Annotated in this window: 14 protein-coding genes and 1 CRISPR repeat array; of the genes, 11 read left to right on the top strand and 3 right to left on the bottom strand. The window is 51.1% G+C overall.

The genetic code is table 11. From position 1 onward, the window contains the following. Positions 1-26: 26 nt before the first annotated feature. On the bottom strand, positions 27-944 hold the full coding sequence (locus M0R47_RS17910) for a DUF1259 domain-containing protein (protein WP_292557329.1): 918 nt from the start codon (positions 942-944) through the stop codon (positions 27-29). A 542-nt stretch (positions 945-1486) separates the two neighbouring features. Between M0R47_RS17910 and M0R47_RS17905 the strand changes: the two genes are divergently transcribed. From M0R47_RS17905 to cas2e, 11 genes are all read left to right on the top strand, one after another. Continuing rightward, positions 1487-2386 carry a WYL domain-containing protein gene (locus tag M0R47_RS17905; RefSeq protein WP_292557327.1) on the top strand — a complete coding sequence of 300 codons (900 nt, stop codon included), beginning with the start codon at positions 1487-1489 and terminating at the stop codon, positions 2384-2386. Positions 2387-2454: 68 nt separating this feature from the next. Next, positions 2455-5142 (top strand): CRISPR-associated helicase/endonuclease Cas3, encoded by a 2688-nt coding sequence (gene cas3 / locus M0R47_RS17900; protein WP_292557326.1) that lies wholly within the window; start codon positions 2455-2457, stop codon positions 5140-5142. After that, complete coding sequence (gene casA, locus M0R47_RS17895) at positions 5139-6629, top strand: type I-E CRISPR-associated protein Cse1/CasA (protein WP_292557324.1); 1491 nt, start codon at positions 5139-5141, stop codon at positions 6627-6629. Before cas3 ends, casA begins: the two co-directional genes overlap by 4 nt. Then, entirely contained in the window at positions 6626-7084 is a 459-nt protein-coding gene (gene casB, locus M0R47_RS17890) for a type I-E CRISPR-associated protein Cse2/CasB (protein ID WP_292557322.1), read from the top strand. The genes casA and casB overlap by 4 nt, the downstream gene beginning before the upstream one ends. Before the next feature lie 12 nt (positions 7085-7096). Then, positions 7097-8221: a type I-E CRISPR-associated protein Cas7/Cse4/CasC gene (gene cas7e / locus M0R47_RS17885; protein ID WP_292557320.1), complete on the top strand. Its 1125-nt coding sequence runs from the start codon at positions 7097-7099 to the stop codon at positions 8219-8221. Between the two features lie 14 nt (positions 8222-8235). Continuing rightward, the gene (cas5e, locus tag M0R47_RS17880; protein WP_292557318.1) at positions 8236-8913 is read left to right on the top strand and encodes a type I-E CRISPR-associated protein Cas5/CasD; all 678 of its coding nucleotides are present in this window, start codon (positions 8236-8238) and stop codon (positions 8911-8913) included. Beyond that, positions 8900-9517 carry a type I-E CRISPR-associated protein Cas6/Cse3/CasE gene (gene cas6e, locus M0R47_RS17875; protein ID WP_292557316.1) on the top strand — a complete coding sequence of 206 codons (618 nt, stop codon included), beginning with the start codon at positions 8900-8902 and terminating at the stop codon, positions 9515-9517. The genes cas5e and cas6e overlap by 14 nt, the downstream gene beginning before the upstream one ends. Positions 9518-9570: 53 nt before the next feature. Next, positions 9571-9846 carry a type II toxin-antitoxin system Phd/YefM family antitoxin gene (locus M0R47_RS17870; RefSeq protein WP_292557314.1) on the top strand — a complete coding sequence of 92 codons (276 nt, stop codon included), beginning with the start codon at positions 9571-9573 and terminating at the stop codon, positions 9844-9846. Continuing rightward, positions 9846-10172, top strand: coding sequence for a type II toxin-antitoxin system RelE/ParE family toxin (locus M0R47_RS17865; protein ID WP_292557312.1), 327 nt, complete (start codon positions 9846-9848; stop codon positions 10170-10172). The genes M0R47_RS17870 and M0R47_RS17865 overlap by 1 nt, the downstream gene beginning before the upstream one ends. Before the next feature lie 176 nt (positions 10173-10348). Further along, positions 10349-11260, top strand: a complete 912-nt coding sequence (gene cas1e / locus M0R47_RS17860) for a type I-E CRISPR-associated endonuclease Cas1e (RefSeq protein WP_292557310.1) — start codon at positions 10349-10351, stop codon at positions 11258-11260. Further along, positions 11241-11546: a type I-E CRISPR-associated endoribonuclease Cas2e gene (cas2e, locus tag M0R47_RS17855; protein ID WP_292557308.1), complete on the top strand. Its 306-nt coding sequence runs from the start codon at positions 11241-11243 to the stop codon at positions 11544-11546. Before cas1e ends, cas2e begins: the two co-directional genes overlap by 20 nt. Positions 11547-11631: 85 nt before the next feature. Next, positions 11632-14832: a CRISPR direct-repeat array (repeat unit 29 nt; unit sequence GTGTTCCCCACGAGCGTGGGGATGAACCG). 27 nt (positions 14833-14859) lie between these two features. Here the strand turns inward: cas2e and M0R47_RS17850 are convergent. Together M0R47_RS17850 and M0R47_RS17845 are read right to left on the bottom strand one after the other, a co-directional pair. After that, positions 14860-16164 carry a DUF3422 domain-containing protein gene (locus tag M0R47_RS17850; RefSeq protein ID WP_292557306.1) on the bottom strand — a complete coding sequence of 435 codons (1305 nt, stop codon included), beginning with the start codon at positions 16162-16164 and terminating at the stop codon, positions 14860-14862. Between the two features lie 61 nt (positions 16165-16225). Further along, complete coding sequence (locus M0R47_RS17845) at positions 16226-16915, bottom strand: J domain-containing protein (protein WP_292557304.1); 690 nt, start codon at positions 16913-16915, stop codon at positions 16226-16228. Positions 16916-17397: the final 482 nt, after the last annotated feature.

Here is a 17397-nt window from a genome sequence, read left to right as displayed (position 1 = left end):
CCAGGCTTTGTATCGGTCGTGAGATGCTACGACTTTGCCTGAGTGTCCAGGGCGGTTTTGATTCCCTTGGCTAAATCGTTGACAGAGCCTGTTCCCCAATAGTGTAAAAAAACGATTTTCGGCGTTTCATTGACCATGTGATGATGAATGGCGACGATGTTGATGTTCGCGCCTCGCAAAGCTTTCAATACGCCTTGAAGTTCGGAGTCGAGCATCGCGAAATCACCATCAACGACAGCTTTGTCATTGCTGCCGGCGAAGGCCGCCCAGGTATTAACGCCCATCGCTTTACCGGCGCCGTGACCGCTCATCTGAGTCGTGCGCCCCAGTGTCACTTTATAAATAGGGCCGGTTTTTTCGGCCGATGCGCCGAGGATGGTTTCGATGGGTTTGGGGTCCAGCGTCGTTTTAGCGGTATCGAATCCGGCTGCCGGAGCTTGCTTTTTATCGCCATGCTTTTCCTTAGCTTTAGCAAAGACTTTTCCGACCCCGGCCGCAAGTGTCTCCAGACTGCCCATGCCGCCGATATGCATGAACATGATCCTGGGTTTATCCCAGAGAAAATGGTTGTGCAGGCCGGTGACTTCCAGCCCGTTATCCAAAGCGGCGCTCATCACCGGATTAACCTGATCTTCCAGTAACACGATGTCGCCCATCACCATGACCTGATCGCCGACAGCCTGAAACCCCGCCCAAGAGGTCAAACCCATTTCCGGAATCATTTTAACGCCTGCCACGGTGGCGTTCAGGTCTTTGCGGGGTTGGCTGACCTTGAAAACAGGCTCCGTCTTATCCAGCCCGCCTTTCATGCCGGTGAGCTGTTCAATTTTGGCGCTATCCAATACAGCCGGGCTATCGGAAGGCTGCTGCGCTACGGACTGCCCGGAGGAAATCCAGGCGCACAAAATAATCATGCTAACTTGAGGCCAACGCGTCATATTCATAAAAATTCCTTAGCACTATTAGCTATAGGCTTCAGCCAGAGCCAGCAGACTCTAAATCTGGTAGCCTAAAAAATCAGTCGGAAGAAACAGAGTCAAATTAGAGCAAACGCATTGCCTGCACAATATGCAGGAATACTTATGGGGTAAAGCCAGTCGCCTTATTGCCTGTGGCTGAATTTAGGCTACAAGTCGTGATCGGCTGCTGGATGGCGCGCTTTATAACAGTTGCGGCAAAGCCTTGGACTTGAATGATTTGCAACCAGAAGTCAGCATCAAATGTCCGGCATTTTGGTGCTTAATGAGCTGAGTTATTTGTCAGCCTGTCCGGGCGGACATTTTTAACCACTACATTTCACGGACACCGGTTATATTATTGCAGGCATCCCGCTGGATGATTATCAGGGCGCAGCGGGCAGAGCAATACACCTCTTAAGCGATCAGTATTAAACAAAGGAAGAAAGCAAATGGATCGATTTGACAGAATATATCGATTGCACAATCTATTAACCAACCGTCGCACACCGATACCATTAACAGACATCATGAACGAACTGGAATGCGCCAAGGCAACCGCGGCGCGTTACATAGAAGACATGCGTCGTTATCTTGATGCCCCGCTGGCATACGACCGGAAACTCAACGGCTATTACTACGACCAGCAACATGCAGAAAAGCCCTACCAATTGCCCGGCCTCTGGTTCAGCGCCGAAGAACTGAACGGCTTGCTGATCTGTCATCAAATCCTGCAAAACATCAGTCCCGGCCTGCTCAGCCAGCAGATAAGCCAGCTGCAACAAAGAATCAACCAACTGTTCAAATTACAGCCGCACAGCCCAGCCGATATTTCCCAGAAAATAAAAATCCTCTCCATCGGAAGGCGCTTAAAAGACGATGCCCAGTTCAAAAAGATAGCCACCTCCCTGTTCAACGGCAAGCGAATCGACATTGAGTATACCGCCAGAGGCGAAAGTGCAGCACAAACCCGGAGGACAGTCTCGCCACAACAGCTGGTTTATTATCGGGATAACTGGTACCTGGCCGCCCACTGCCATCACCGCGATCAATTGCGCGTATTCGCCGTAGACAACATCGGCTCAGCAAAAATACTAGAGCAAAACGCCCTGTTAATTGAGCCGGAACTGTTGGAGCAATTCCTCACCTCGTCCTACGGCATCTTCAGCGGCAGCGCGCAGCACACCGCCGTACTGGAATTTAGCAAAGCCAGAGCCAAATGGGTCGCCGATGAAAACTGGCATCCCAAGCAACAGGGGCAATGGCTTGATAACGGCAACTACCAGCTGAGCATCCCGTTCAACGACAGTCGCGAATTGATCATGGACATTCTCAAGCATGGAGCGGAAGTGGAGGTTAAATCGCCTCAGTTTTTGATTGATGGAGTCAGGGAGCAAATAGAATCCATGCAAAAAATATATAAAAAATAAAGCACAACCTCACCGAATGAGGTTGTGAGTGTGGATAATGGGCTTAAGTTAAAAGCTAGGGGATGAAAATGTACCGATATTGGGGCAAGGCCTGTGCGAGTGACGAACAAGGCAACAGCTATCATTTGTTGCCGTATCATTGTCTGGATGTGGCGGCGGTAGCGGATGTTTGGTGGCAGCAAAGTCGCGATATTAGGCGCTGTTTTATGGAGATTGTCGGATTAAATGCAAAACAAACCCGTGCTTGGCTGCTGTTTTTTATCGCCTTGCACGATTACGGCAAATTCGATTTGCGTTTTCAGCGCAAAGCCTTGGAAGCATGGAAAGCAGTCAATGTCGAGTTATGTGCAATTCCAACTCAACTAAACGGGCAATCGATTAAAGAGTATAACCACGGCCCGGCCGGGCTGTACTGGTTTTATCAGGATTTAAAAGAACGATTTTCGTCAGCGGAAGACGATTTCTATGCCGATGACAATGATAATTGGGTAGCATGGTGCAGTTGGCTAGCCCCGGTAGTCGGGCATCATGGCGTTGTGCCGCAAGATCATGAAAAAGACAATCCGAAATACCAGCTGCATAGTGCTTCGCAACTGATTCTGGACGCATTTAAACAATCGCGGCGGCAATGGCTGAGCGCCTTGGAGTTGTTGTTTCTTGCACCAGCCGGATTGTCGCTAGACGATACCCCGCCATTGCTCGCAACTACTAAAGCAACAATGCTGGCCGGGTTCTGTTCAGTCAGCGATTGGCTGGGGTCGTCCGAACCGTTTACTTACGACGACCAGTCTTGCGACGATTTAACGCAGTGGTATGAATGTCGATTGAAGATTGCGAAAAAGATGTTACAAGAAGCGGGCGTTATCAGCCAAATAAAGCCGTATCAAACTATTGATGCGTTATTAAATGGCTTCCCTCCGAGACAAGTGCAATGCCTTGTTGAACAGTTACCCAAAGTACAAGGCTTAACGCTGATAGAAGCCTCGACAGGCTCAGGGAAAACCGAAACCGCTTTGGCATACGCATGGCAGTTGTTGGCGTTGGGTCTGGCTGACAGCATTGTGTTTGCCTTGCCGACTCAGGCCACCGCCAACGCAATGTTGAAACGCTTGGAAAAGGCCGCACCTTTGTTGTTTGCCAATCAAACCAATATGGTACTGGCGCATGGCAGAGCGAAATACGAGCAAAATTTCATAAACTTGAAACAGGCCTGTCAGCCGAATACAGCCCAAGGCCATGAAGAAGCCTGGGTGCAATGCGGAAACTGGCTGGCGCAAAGCCGCAAACGGGTATTTCTAGGCCAAATCGGCGTTTGTACTGTCGATCAGGTTTTGGTGTCGGTGCTGCCGGTCAAGCACAAATTTGTACGCGGCTTCGGTATTGGCCGCAGTATTTTGATTATCGACGAAGTTCATGCTTACGACAGTTACATGTACGGCTTGCTGGATGCTGTGCTGGAGCAACAGCGCCTTGCCGGAGGCAGCGCGATTTTATTGTCGGCGACTTTGCCGTTCCATCAAAAAGCCCAGTTGGCGAAAGCCTGGGGCTGTGAATTAGCCACAACCAATCAAGCCTATCCGTTGATCAGTCATTGCAGCGCAGGGCAAACGGCCTTTTTCGATTTAGCGGAACGACCCGATCAGCAACCCAAACCAACATCGGTGCAACTGGAACTGATTAAAACATCCCACTTATTGCCCGACGATGACTTGATTCAACGTTTGCTTGATGCAGTAGCGCAGGGCGCTCAAGTGTGTCTGGTCTGCAATCTCGTCGCGGTTGCACAACAGCTTTATCAGCAAGTATTGGCTCTAATCGAACAAGACCAACGATTCAGTGAGGATCAGTTATTACTGTTTCATTCCCGTTTTATCTTTGCCGATAGGCAAGAGAAAGAACAAGCGGTTCTGAATCTATTCGGGGCGAAGTCTGAGCCGCTAGAGGCCAGAAGCAAAGGCCATTTACTAATCGCGACTCAAGTAGTCGAACAGTCGCTGGACCTGGATTTCGATTGGCTGATTACCCAGCTTTGCCCGGTGGATTTGCTGTTTCAGCGCATGGGCCGTTTGCACCGCCACTTACGCGGCAGGCCGGAGCACTACCGGCAACCGGTTTGTACCGTTTTATTGCCGACTGAAGACGATTATGAATTGCATGAATTGATCTACGGCAATAGCCGGGTGCTGTGGCGGACTCAGCAATGCTTGCAGCAAGCGGAGCAAGAAACGGAATCCCAAATCAGTTTCCCGGCGGCTTATCGGGATTGGATAGAACCGGTTTATAACGAAGAGGCATGGCCGGATGAACCGGAATGGGTATTAAAAAGTTACGAAGCTTACGAAGAAGATTGTTGGGTCAGTCAAATGACGGCCAAGCGACTGATTAGCAACAACATGAACGAACTTTCCGACAACGACAGCAATGTTTCCGCGTTGACCCGTGACGGTGACATGAACCTGAATGTGATGCCTTTCTATACCGAGAAGCAGGGTGAACGTTGTTTGTTAAGTGGCGAACTTATAGACAAGCTGGATGAAAGCAAACGCTTGGAAGCCATCAATCTGAATAGCGTTGCTGTGCCGAAAAGTTGGGGTAAACACGGCAGGCTACCTGAAGCCGATAAAGACGGCCTTATCTGGCTGTCCATGAAGGCGACTACAGACGGCCACTTTGCCGCGCAACAGGGTAACTACACCTACTTTTATCACGTCAATACAGGATTAACCCGAATGGATAAGCCCAAGGAGAACTCATGAATTTACTCACGGATGCCTGGATACCAATCCAACATCAAAGCAACTACCGGAAAATAAGCTTGCAGCAACTCTTGTGCGAAGAGCAAACCGGCGAACTTTGTTTGCCGCGCGACGATATGGAACTGGCCTGTTTGCAGCTTTTATGCGCCATTACCCAAGCGTTATTTATTCCCAAAGACAAAAAAGTATTGGTTCAGTTGGCCAAAGAGCCGATAACGCCAGAAGATTACGCCTCTGCCAGTCGGGAAAAAATGGATTGGTTCGATTTGAATCACCTGGTAACGCCGTTCATGCAAATACGAGGCGTAAAATCGACGCAGCCAACCCCGATGGATAAATTGCTGGCCGGGGTTGCCGACGGCACCAATAAAGCCTTTGTCAATCCGCAAGGTTTGGCGGAAGCTTTATGCGGCGGCTGTGTCGCAATTGCACTGTTCAATGCCGCCAATAACTGTCCGAGCATGGGCGGCGGTTTCAAAGGCAGTTTGCGCGGCAGTACGCCGATCACGATCTTGATTAAGGGCCGCACACTCAGGGAAACAATCTGGTTGAATGTGTTGGCCGAAGATACGGCGGAATCCGTCATGCCTTGGTATTCAGCGACAAAAGACCAGTTGCCCAATTATCTGGACAGAATAAAAGCCGACGCCAAAATACCGGCTTCCAGAATCGGCCTGAATCGCGGTTTGTTATGGCAACCTGCTCATTTTGAACTATTGCCTCCCCAAACCTCGGCTAATTGCAGTTGCTGCGGATGTTACGGGCCAGTTTATAACGGCTTCAATAAAGCCAAATTTAACTACACGGTAGAAGGCGTCTGGCCGCACCCATTATCTTCACGAACATTCGCCGTTAAAAAAGGCGAAAGAGAAGAAAAATTCCCGTCTTTTACCACCACCGCACCGACCTGGACGCATATGGGCCGGTTGGTGGTTGACCGGCAAAACGACAAAGAAGGCCAGCAAACCGCGCCGGTTATTCAGCAAGCCAGAACCTTTATGGCAGCCGATAAGATTCAACTGATTATCGGCGGTTATCGCAACAATCAGGCAACCGTATTGGAGCGCCGCCATGAGTTGTTTAGCCTGGCGCAAGGTTGGGCTGAACATGGCGACGTAATTCAACAAATTATTAGCAGCGGCTTGGCGTACAAAACAGCGTTAAGAAAATCGTTGTACCTGTTTGCTGTCGGCATCAAGGACAAAGTGAACGGTTCCGGCGTCAATCTTTGCGATCCGGTTGAAGCCGTCTATTACCAACAAACGGAAAACCTGATGCATAACAGTTTGGCGGCCATTAAATTTGAAGCATCGCAAGATGAGTTGCAATTGCTGAATAAGCAACTCAAGGCCATTGTTATTGACTTGTTCAATAAGGCAACCGAGTCTTACAGGCAAGAACCGAAAATGCTGAAAGCCTTGGCATTGGCAAGGCGGTCTTTACATAAATCTTTTAAAGAACTGGAACCCGAAGGAGGAAATCCATGAGTGAGGGAGAAAACAAAATGCCCGATTTTCTGGCGTTATATGAACGCTATCAGGCATTAAAACCCGGCCCACAAGCGGAATTGAAACGAGTCATGAATCCCGGTGATTTGATTGAAGTACCGGCTTTTTATCGGGTAGTGCTGGATAACAAAGCCCACAAAGGTATGCGGCGATTATTGTATTGCTTGCCGTTGGTTAAACATCAGGAAAACGGCGATTCATTGGGAAGGGCATTAGCCAAGGCCGACATCAACGAAAAACGCCTGTTCATGGTGATTCGTTCGCAAGAACCCAACGACTTGATTCAATTACGCCGATTGTTAAAACAGGCCAATCCGACGCTGGATTGGCAGACGACAGCAAAGACTTTGTATTACTGGAATGATCAGGCTAAGCGCCAGTTACTGGAAGACTTCTTCTATTACCAAAACACCAAATCAAAAGCTACCGCTTAAAGGAACCAAACCATGAACGAGAACTTTATCAACTTTCACATCCTGATTTCCCACAGCCCTTCTTGCTTGAATCGCGACGACATGAACATGCAGAAATCAGCTATTTTCGGCGGCAAACGGCGGGTGCGGGTTTCCAGTCAAAGTTTAAAACGCACCATGCGTCACAGCGATTATTATCGCCAGCATTTAGGCGAACCCAGCGTGCGCACCAAACGGTTGGCGGATTTTCAAAACGACGCTATTGCCGCATTATCCGGTCGCTACGATGAAAGTATTGTCAAGCAAGCTATTGACTATATCTCCGGTAAAGACAGCAGCGCTGACGATGCCAAAGACGATGCGGTTGCTCCTTGGGTGTTGGAAGAAATCGCCTATTTTTGCGATCAAATCAAAGCGCTGGAAGCGGATGGCGTCGATGCGAAAAAGCTGCAAAAGCAGATCGAAAAAGACGGCCAAGCTTTTAGGCAAGCTTTAGCGAATGGTTTGGATATAGCCTTATCGGGGCGTATGGCAACTTCGGGATTGATGAGTGCGGTCGGCAAAATCGACGGTGCGCTGGCTGTAGCCCATGCCATTACCACTCACGCCGTCGATGCCGACATCGACTGGTTTACCGCTGTCGATGACTTGCAGGAACTGGGTTCCGGCCATTTGGATACCCAGGAGTTTTCATCCGGTGTTTTCTATCGTTATGCCAGTCTTAATCTTAAACAATTGCAGGTCAATCTTGGTTTGTTGCCGGACATGAAAGCCGATGAAGGCGCAGAAAGCAGAGCAAAAGCCTTGGACGTTGCCGCACACGTTTTGCACATGCTGGCAACCGAAGTGCCCAGTGCCAAGCAGCAAAGTTTCGCCGCTCATAATCTGGCCGATGTGGCATTGGTCGGTTTTTCTCATCAACCGGTTTCTTTGGCGAATGCGTTTGAAAAACCAATCCAGGCCGACAATAAAGGCGGGTTTAGAGAGCCGTCAATCAAAGAACTAAACAGCTACTGGGACAAAGTCCATCAAGGTTATGGTTTAATCGAGCGTTGCGCGGAGTTTGCATTGGATAACGTGGCATTACCGGCCGGAATAGTAACCAAGCCTTCGCTGCCTGGACTTGAAAATTGGCTAAGAAGTAACGGCCAAGCCTAAGCGGAAGAGATGTCATGCGTGAACATTTAATCTTAAAACTGCAAGGTCCGATGCAGGCCTGGGGGCGGGAGAGCTTCGAGGGCTTGCGCCCTTCCGAACTGTTTCCCGGTCGGAGCGCTTTATTAGGTCTGCTGGGTGCTTGCTTAGGCGTGGAGCGTACCGACCAAAACCGGCAGCAAGCTTTGGCCGGTAGCGTGTCGTTTGCGGTACGGGTTGATCCTGTATTTGATAAAAAAACTCAAAAGAGGATTGCTACTCAAAAAATGACCGACTATCACACCGTCAAAAACGCCAGAGAAGATTATCGCGGCCTGAAAAGCCACGATACCATCCAGACTTGGCGCGAATATTGGCAAGACGCCAGCTATACCGTTGCCGTGTGGAATAATCCCGAACCGGCTGTGTTACTGGCTGAAATTGCTCAGGCAGTTAAACAGCCGATTTACACGCCGGTATTGGGGCGGCGAAGTTGCCCGCTGGCAAGGCCGTTATTTGAAACGTTGCTGTCTGCCGAGTCGGCGTTGTCCGCTTTGGCGCAAATCGGCCGCAATCAAGGCACTGTCTATAGCGAAGAAAATAGTGCTAGAGCAATACCTTTGAAAAAGCGAGATGTGCCGATTATTCACCAACCCCGGCAATTTGCCAGCCGAACGCTGTTTATGACGGCAGGAGAGTCGTATGTACCTGAGTAAAATCCATATCCCTTGGCAGCAAGCGCAAAATCCTTATCAGCTCCATCAGGCCTTATGGCGGTTATTTCCCGGTTTGGAAGACGCAGACCGGGAATTCCTGTTTCGCGTTGAACAGCTGCAAAAAGGCATGGGCGCTCAGGTGTTGATGCAGTCGGCCATACAACCGCAAAGCGGCGAACAAAGCCCGGCATTACTGGCCCAACGCGAATACGTTTTGAATGTTCAAAACGGCCAGCGCTTGCGCTTTAGGCTACGTGCCAATCCCATTAAAACCATCAAAGACAGCAGTAAAGGCAGCGTCGAGAAAAAAGGTAAAACTTTTACTAAAACCGTGCGTGTTCCCTTGTTGCACGAAGAGCAGCAACAGGCTTGGCTGGAGCGCAAACTGCAAGCCTTTGCGCAACTGGATACTCTGATTGTGCAGCCGGAACCGGTCTTGTATTTTCGTAAAAACAAAGAAGGCCGGAGCGGCAAAATTCAGACGGTGATGTTTGATGGGGTACTGACGATTACCGATGCCGAGGCTTTTAGCAACCAGATAACTCAAGGCATAGGCCCCGCCAAAGCCTTCGGTTGCGGCCTGCTTTCTTTAGCAAGAATTTAAAACAAACCGAATTTGGTTTATATTTAGGTCTTTGCAAAACGCGCGAGAACACTATGAATTTATCAAAAAACATTAAACCCATTAGCTATCTCAAGGCCAATGCGGCGCAGGTTGCTTTGGAATTAAAAGATTCCGGCGAGGCGATGATTATTACTCAAAACGGCGAAGCCACTATGGTGGTTCAGTCCGTTGCCGAGTATGAGCGCATGCAGGAAACCTTGGCATTGCTGAAAATTTTGGCGCAAAGCCAGCAAGCGGTCGGTTTAGGCAAAACCGCCTCCAGTGCGGATGTCTTTAGCCAATTGCGGGCGCGACGCGGGTTGGCATAATGCGGGAGGTTGTTCTAGCGGAACCGGCGCTGGCTGATTTGCTGGATATTAATGATTATTACCTTGTGGAAGTCAGCGATCGTGTTGCGGGTAAGATCATTGATGGTTTGGAGGCAGCGGTAAATAATTTAGCCGAGTTTCCCGATAGAGGCGGCATCCCCAAAGAGTTATTGTCTTTGGGGATTCGGCAGTATCGGCAGGTGATTGAAAAAAAGCCGTATCGGATTATTTACGAAACGTTGGCCGATAAAATCGTAGTCCATGCAATACTCGATGGACGGCGCGATATGCAAACCCTGCTTATGCAGCGTATTTTTCGTGTTTGAGTAGGACAGGTGAGTGCCTTGTTTTGCGCTCCTAAACCTCGTAAACCAGCATAAGGTTCAAAGCCAGCTTTGAACTCCTGTATTCACGTTTTCCGGAGTCCAAAGCTGGCTTTGGCTGTATTTCCGTTCGATCCCAAGCAGGCGCTTGGGATCGAACAAACCCTTGGATTAAAATCATGTTGCCACCCCTAAAACCCATCACCATGAAAGAACGCGTCTCCATGGTCTTTATCGAAAAAGGCCAGGTTGACGTTAAAGACGGCGCTTTTGTCGTTATCGACGAAACCGGCATTCGCACCCATATTCCAGTCGGCAGCATCGCCTGCATCATGCTGGAGCCGGGGACCCGCGTTTCGCATCACGCCGCCGCGCTGGCGGCAAGGGCAGGGACTTTGCTGGTCTGGGTCGGCGAGGCCGGGGTTCGGCTTTATGCGTCCGGCCAGCCGGGCGGGGCGCGTTCGGATCGCTTGCTGTATCAGGCCAAGTTGGCGCTGGATGATGAGGCGCGGTTAAAAGTCGTGCGCAAAATGTACGAAATCCGTTTCGGCGAAAAGCCGCCGGAGCGGCGAAGCGTTGAACAACTGCGCGGTATTGAAGGCGCTCGCGTTAAAAAAATCTACCAATTATTAGCCAAGCAGGCTGGAGTGGAATGGAACGGCCGCCGGTATGACCAGACCGACTGGGATAACGGCGATATGCCGAATCGTTGCATCAGTTCGGCAACGGCTTGTCTGTACGGCATCAGCGAGGCGGCGGTGCTGGCGGCAGGATACGCGCCCGCCATCGGCTTTATTCATACCGGAAAACCCTTGTCATTCGTCTACGACATCGCCGATTTGTTTAAGTTCGACGACATTATTCCGCATGCTTTTAAAATCGCCGCCAAGAATTATCACAACCCGGAACGGGAAGTGCGCTTGATGTGCCGCGACATTTTCCGGCAAAGCAAAATCCTCAAAAAAATCATCCCCACCATAGAAGAAGTCCTGGCGGCCGGGGAACTTGAACTGCCAAAGCCTGCTGAAGAGAATATCGCCCCAGCCATTCCTAACTCTGAGAGTATCGGCGATGTTGGTCATCGTAGTTGAGAACGTTCCGCACCGGTTAAGAGGGCGATTGGCGGTTTGGCTGATCGAGATTCGTGCAGGCGTTTATGTCGGCGATTTATCGGCCAAAGTCAGGGAAATGATCTGGGCGCAAATTGTAGACGGCATTGAGGATGGCAATGCGATTATGACCTGGAGCACCAATACCGAATCGGGATTTGATTTTGTCACATTAGGCGAAAACCGCCGTCTGCCGGTCGAGTTTGACGGACTTAAACTGGTTTCTTTTTATCCGGTTGAAGACCCAAAGGATAAAAAGGCTCTTTAACAATTTAACGATAAAAAACCGGCGTTTTTTTGGTGAGAAAACCGGAGTGGTTATTTCTCTTGAGTAACAATATGTTATGATCAGTGTGTTCCCCACGAGCGTGGGGATGAACCGTTGTTGTCGACGCATTGCCGAGCTGAACTTGGGTGTTCCCCACGAGCGTGGGGATGAACCGTTTCGTGCGCGGCTTTCCGCTTAACACGGCGTGTGTTCCCCACGAGCGTGGGGATGAACCGGTTGCTTTCTTGCCGTCACGCGCTACTGTTAAGTGTTCCCCACGAGCGTGGGGATGAACCGCGGCAGAGGAAATTGAGCGGCTGCGAGAGCGGTGTTCCCCACGAGCGTGGGGATGAACCGTAGCGGAGTTATTTGCCGAGAAAGACTGGCACGTGTTCCCCACGAGCGTGGGGATGAACCGCCCCTGATTGATACCGCTCACATGTTAAATTCGTGTTCCCCACGAGCGTGGGGATGAACCGAGACGCAAGACTCTTGCTCAACCAGTGCTGCCGTGTTCCCCACGAGCGTGGGGATGAACCGCACGTAGTCGAACCGTTAACGATAGCCTGTGCGTGTTCCCCACGAGCGTGGGGATGAACCGGGTAAATAATGGACTTGAGGGGGCTCGCCAATGTGTTCCCCACGAGCGTGGGGATGAACCGCCGTCAGTTTCAAGCGCAGTGAATGCGGTAGCGTGTTCCCCACGAGCGTGGGGATGAACCTGACGGTTCCGGTACAGGTCGCGGTTCCGGCGCGTGTTCCCCACGAGCGTGGGGATGAACCGCCCAGGGCGACGAATCCGGCATTACCCAGCCGGTGTTCCCCACGAGCGTGGGGATGAACCGAAAAACAACAGACAAATTTTTATTAATTTCATGTGTTCCCCACGAGCGTGGGGATGAACCGCAGGGCTAACGCAATAACTATGCCGACAGAATGTGTTCCCCACGAGCGTGGGGATGAACCGACAACGATTCGATTGACCGTGAAACCGGCGAAGTGTTCCCCACGAGCGTGGGGATGAACCGTCATCCCGAACCGTTTCAATGTTAGCCATTTTGTGTTCCCCACGAGCGTGGGGATGAACCGGATTTTCTCAGTTCAACCAGAAAGATGCTGGAGTGTTCCCCACGAGCGTGGGGATGAACCGTCACAACGGCCGATGCTTCTATTGGCGCAACTGTGTTCCCCACGAGCGTGGGGATGAACCGGCAACACCTTTCAGGTGCAACACCATACCCTCGTGTTCCCCACGAGCGTGGGGATGAACCGTCGGTAATGGTGGCGGTGGCTTTCCTGGATGAGTGTTCCCCACGAGCGTGGGGATGAACCGCAACGCTGGCTAAATATTCCGGCTTGGGCGGCGTGTTCCCCACGAGCGTGGGGATGAACCGTGTTCGAGTTCCCTAAATATCAATCCGGCATCGTGTTCCCCACGAGCGTGGGGATGAACCGTATGCGGAACGGTGCGCGTAACAAACGACACAGTGTTCCCCACGAGCGTGGGGATGAACCGATATCGACCCGACCACCAGACAACCGCGTTTAGTGTTCCCCACGAGCGTGGGGATGAACCGCATGTAAAAAACAGAATCTAATGTCATGGTTTGTGTTCCCCACGAGCGTGGGGATGAACCGTTCTCGCCATAGCCTTCGGTCGCCATGACCTTGTGTTCCCCACGAGCGTGGGGATGAACCGTAACCCACTTTACCGGAGTCTACCGCCAGGAAGTGTTCCCCACGAGCGTGGGGATGAACCGACAATCGGATGTATTGCGGCAATCATGGTTGCGTGTTCCCCACGAGCGTGGGGATGAACCGGCCATGCTGTAACGCAATGGCGTCATGACCATGTGTTCCCCACGAGCGTGGGGATGAACCGATATTAGCACGGCCCGGGGGATGCGCGACAGCGTGTTCCCCACGAGCGTGGGGATGAACCGTACGCGAGTGGGACGAGGCAAACGCGAAATGGGTGCTCCCCACGAGCGTGGGGATGAACCGCATATAAGCCATTTGTGTGGCATTGGCAGATTGTGTTCCCCACGAGCGTGGGGATGAACCGTAGTCGTTGAATAGTTGATTGATAATGGAGGGGTGTTCCCCACGAGCGTGGGGATGAACCGTTCCAAAACAAAACTTATTTCTTTGGTGTTGAGTGTTCCCCACGAGCGTGGGGATGAACCGTTCTTGATTTGTCTGGTTATCACGGCGCATCTGTGTTCCCCACGAGCGTGGGGATGAACCGCCCCAAAATATCCCCCACCACGGCTCATAAATGTGTTCCCCACGAGCGTGGGGATGAACCGAAAAACAACAGGCAAATTTTTATTAATTTCATGTGTTCCCCACGAGCGTGGGGATGAACCGCGGCGATATCGGTTGACGACAAGGTGAAACGCGTGTTCCCCACGAGCGTGGGGATGAACCGATCGTGCGCCCCTGGTTACACATAAAAAAGACGTGTTCCCCACGAGCGTGGGGATGAACCGGCTGACGGGTTACTTGCATTACGCTGCCTGATGTGTTCCCCACGAGCGTGGGGATGAACCGACCGCTGAATTAGCGTCTGTTGCCGGGGTTATGTGTTCCCCACGAGCGTGGGGATGAACCGGCGTGGTCACAAACTTCATGGGCTACGTGATCGTGTTCCCCACGAGCGTGGGGATGAACCGGCGGCGCGGTAGGATTTTGAACAATACGGTGAGTGTTCCCCACGAGCGTGGGGATGAACCGCAGCTCATTGACTGCGTCAAATACCAGAGCATGTGTTCCCCACGAGCGTGGGGATGAACCGTTTGCTGACGTACACGGCACCGATAAGAAAACGTGTTCCCCACGAGCGTGGGGATGAACCGCCAGGATGTGGAGGAGTTTGTCGAATGATGGTGTGTTCCCCACGAGCGTGGGGATGAACCGAGAGATCATGATTTGTGGGGCGTTATTGTAAAGTGTTCCCCACGAGCGTGGGGATGAACCGAAATAACCGCCCGCCTCGTCTTGCAGGTTTAAGTGTTCCCCACGAGCGTGGGGATGAACCGGCAACGCCCACGGCAACGCAAACGACAAGAGCGTGTTCCCCACGAGCGTGGGGATGAACCGAGTTCTAAACGATGTGGCCATAGAAAACCGTTGTGTTCCCCACGAGCGTGGGGATGAACCGCAGTGGCGACACAAGCAACGGCGGGGCCGTATAGTGTTCCCCACGAGCGTGGGGATGAACCGGCGGCATTATGGCGATTACGGACGCATGGCTCGTGTTCCCCACGAGCGTGGGGATGAATCATCAATCGCAACCGTTTTTGCAATCCCGCTATTCAGTCGTATTGGCAATGATCTTATGAATCCGCTTGATGCTGATGGCGATAATTATCCAGATAAAAGGAATCGAAATACCTTCAATGATTTCAGGATTAACTTTCCAACCGATAACATGCAGCGCTTCGGCTATTTTGCCGATCAGGCTGGCGGCATAATAGGTAATGGCGACCATCGAGATGCCTTCCACCATCTGTTGCATCCGCAATTGCATTTTTGCGCGCAAGGCCATTGACGCGAGCAAGCCCTGGTTTTGTTTCTCAATGATGATGTCGACGCGCGTGCGCAGCAATTGGCTGGCGTTGCTGACCCGTTCGGACAGCAGGGTAAAACGGTGCGAGACTGATTCGCAGGTGTTAACCGCCGGTTCCAGCCGCCGTTTGATGAATTCGCCCAGGGTCTGGATGCCTTGAATCCGGACTTCGCGTAAATCGTTGATGCGTTGTCCGACCAGCTGGTAATAAGCACTGGCGGCCGCAAAGCGAAAGTGGTTGCTGGAGATGTAGTTTTCAACTTCAGCGGCCAGCGTGGTCAGCTCATCCAATAATTCGCTGTCGTTATTGTCAGGCCGCGTCATGGCGCTGGTGATGCTGTAGAGCTGCCGGTCGGAATTGTTCAATGCCGGGCGCAGTTTGCGCGCGATGGGGAAGGCCAGTAAGGCCATAACCCGGTACACTTCAATTTCAAACAGCCGTTGCAACAAGCGCCCGGCCTGTTCCGTTCTCAAGTCGTGGTTAATAATCAAAAAGCGGCTAAAACCGTCAACATGAATGCGAAAATCGGTAAATACCGAGGCTGCGCCGCCGGTGACTTTGGAACCGATAACCGGGTTGTTGGCGAAGTAAGCCGACAGGGACGCCAAGTCGGCATTTTCGTTATAGTTAATATCGGCGGGCGAGACAATGGTTGCGTGAGCCGCAACAATGACTTGCCCGGTCAGCTGCGACATCCAATCCACCGGAACCTTTTTTAGCGCGGAATCCGCAAAAGGGTCTTTGGGCATGTCATGCACATAAAAGCTGTAAGTACTAAACTCGCCGTGCTGCTCCCAGCGTATCTTAAAAGAATTAAAGGTGGCGCTGAAATGATCGACTTCTTTTTCAGGCGGAGCGACCCCCAATCGTTCGCAAAGTGTCGCCAAATGTTTACGCTCCTGCATTTTTTCATCGCTGGACAGCAATAAGGCAAGATGGCTCGCTCTGACCGGCAGGTTGCCGACAGACGGCGCTCGGGCGTGGACTTCGTTGTGAAGCACAAAGCGTTGCGGATGGTTTTCAGGAATCGGGAATAATGTCGTCACAAGTTTTTAAAGTCTCTATTAAGCTGATGAACCGGATCAATTTAAAAGCGCAGTTGCCGGGTTATGATTTTGCGGTGGCTTCTTCCGCCGCTCTCCGGTACCAGTAGGCCGCTTGGTTATCATCTTTTGCTATGCCTTGGCCCATTTGATATTTAAGGGCCAAGTTGTACTGCGCATTGGCATTGCCTTGTTCTGCGGCTTTTTGATACCAGGCAACCGCTTGGGCATAGTCCTGTGCGACGTATTGTCCCCGGTCATACATCACGCCTAAATTGAATTGGGCTTTTGTGTGGCCTTGATCTGATAATTGGTGATAAATCGAAAAGGCTTCCGCCAACCGGCCCCGGTCATTCAAATCACAGGCATACTGAAACAGGGTTTCGCTATTGGCGCTTGAAGGCGGCGGTTGTTGTGTGTGTTCCGGTTGCGCGTTGTGCTTTTGATGAGGCTGTGGCTCGGCTGCTTTGCCGGTTTCATGGACGTGCGTTTTTTCGCTTTGGCGTTTAGCCTTGGCTTTGGCTTCTTGCTCTCGAATCCAGGCATTATGTCCTTCGCGCTTAACCGGATCTATTAATACGGCATAGGACCTGTTTACCAGCTTGATGACTCTCTCTGCTTCTTCGCGGTTGCCTTGGAATTTATCAGGATGAAAAGTTTGACAGAGAGCTTTATACGCGGCCTTGATGACGCTGGCGGGGGCGTCTCTGGTAACTTTAAGGTTGTCGTAATGGGTACGTATGATGTTATCCATAGAACTTGTTTATTGGTTTACCGTGAACAAAAAATCCCGGCAATTATAACCGGTTCTGTCGAATTAACTGCAAAAACGCACGCTTCGGCTATACAAATTAGGATAGTTTCAAACCGGGCGGATTTACTCGGTAATAGCCGGGATTTATCTGCGATGTGCCTGTTGACGCTGCGTTTAAGGGCCAAGATTGCAATCGCGCCAGTATCCAAAAAGTTATTTTAAAGTTAGCCGGCGTACATAAGACCAGAGGGTTTTCGCGTATAAGTAATTATAAGCTTGCGCCAATAACCTTAACCGTAGCGCAAAAGACAGGGTTGAATCGTGTTTAGTTATTAACTGATGTTACGCATTCAGTCGAATTTAAATTTAAGGCGTCGCTAACGCGACAGTTTATTTGAACCGGGTTCTCGCACCCGAGGGCGAGATACTTTTCTTTGCTCCGCCAAAGAAAAGTATCCAAAAGAAAGGCGGCCCGGTTGCCG

The organism is Methylobacter sp., assembly GCF_023227905.1.
Taxonomy (GTDB): domain Bacteria; phylum Pseudomonadota; class Gammaproteobacteria; order Methylococcales; family Methylomonadaceae; genus Methylobacter_A.
The sequence above is the reverse complement of the archived record's forward strand: the minus strand, read 5'-3'. Positions and strand labels throughout refer to the sequence as shown.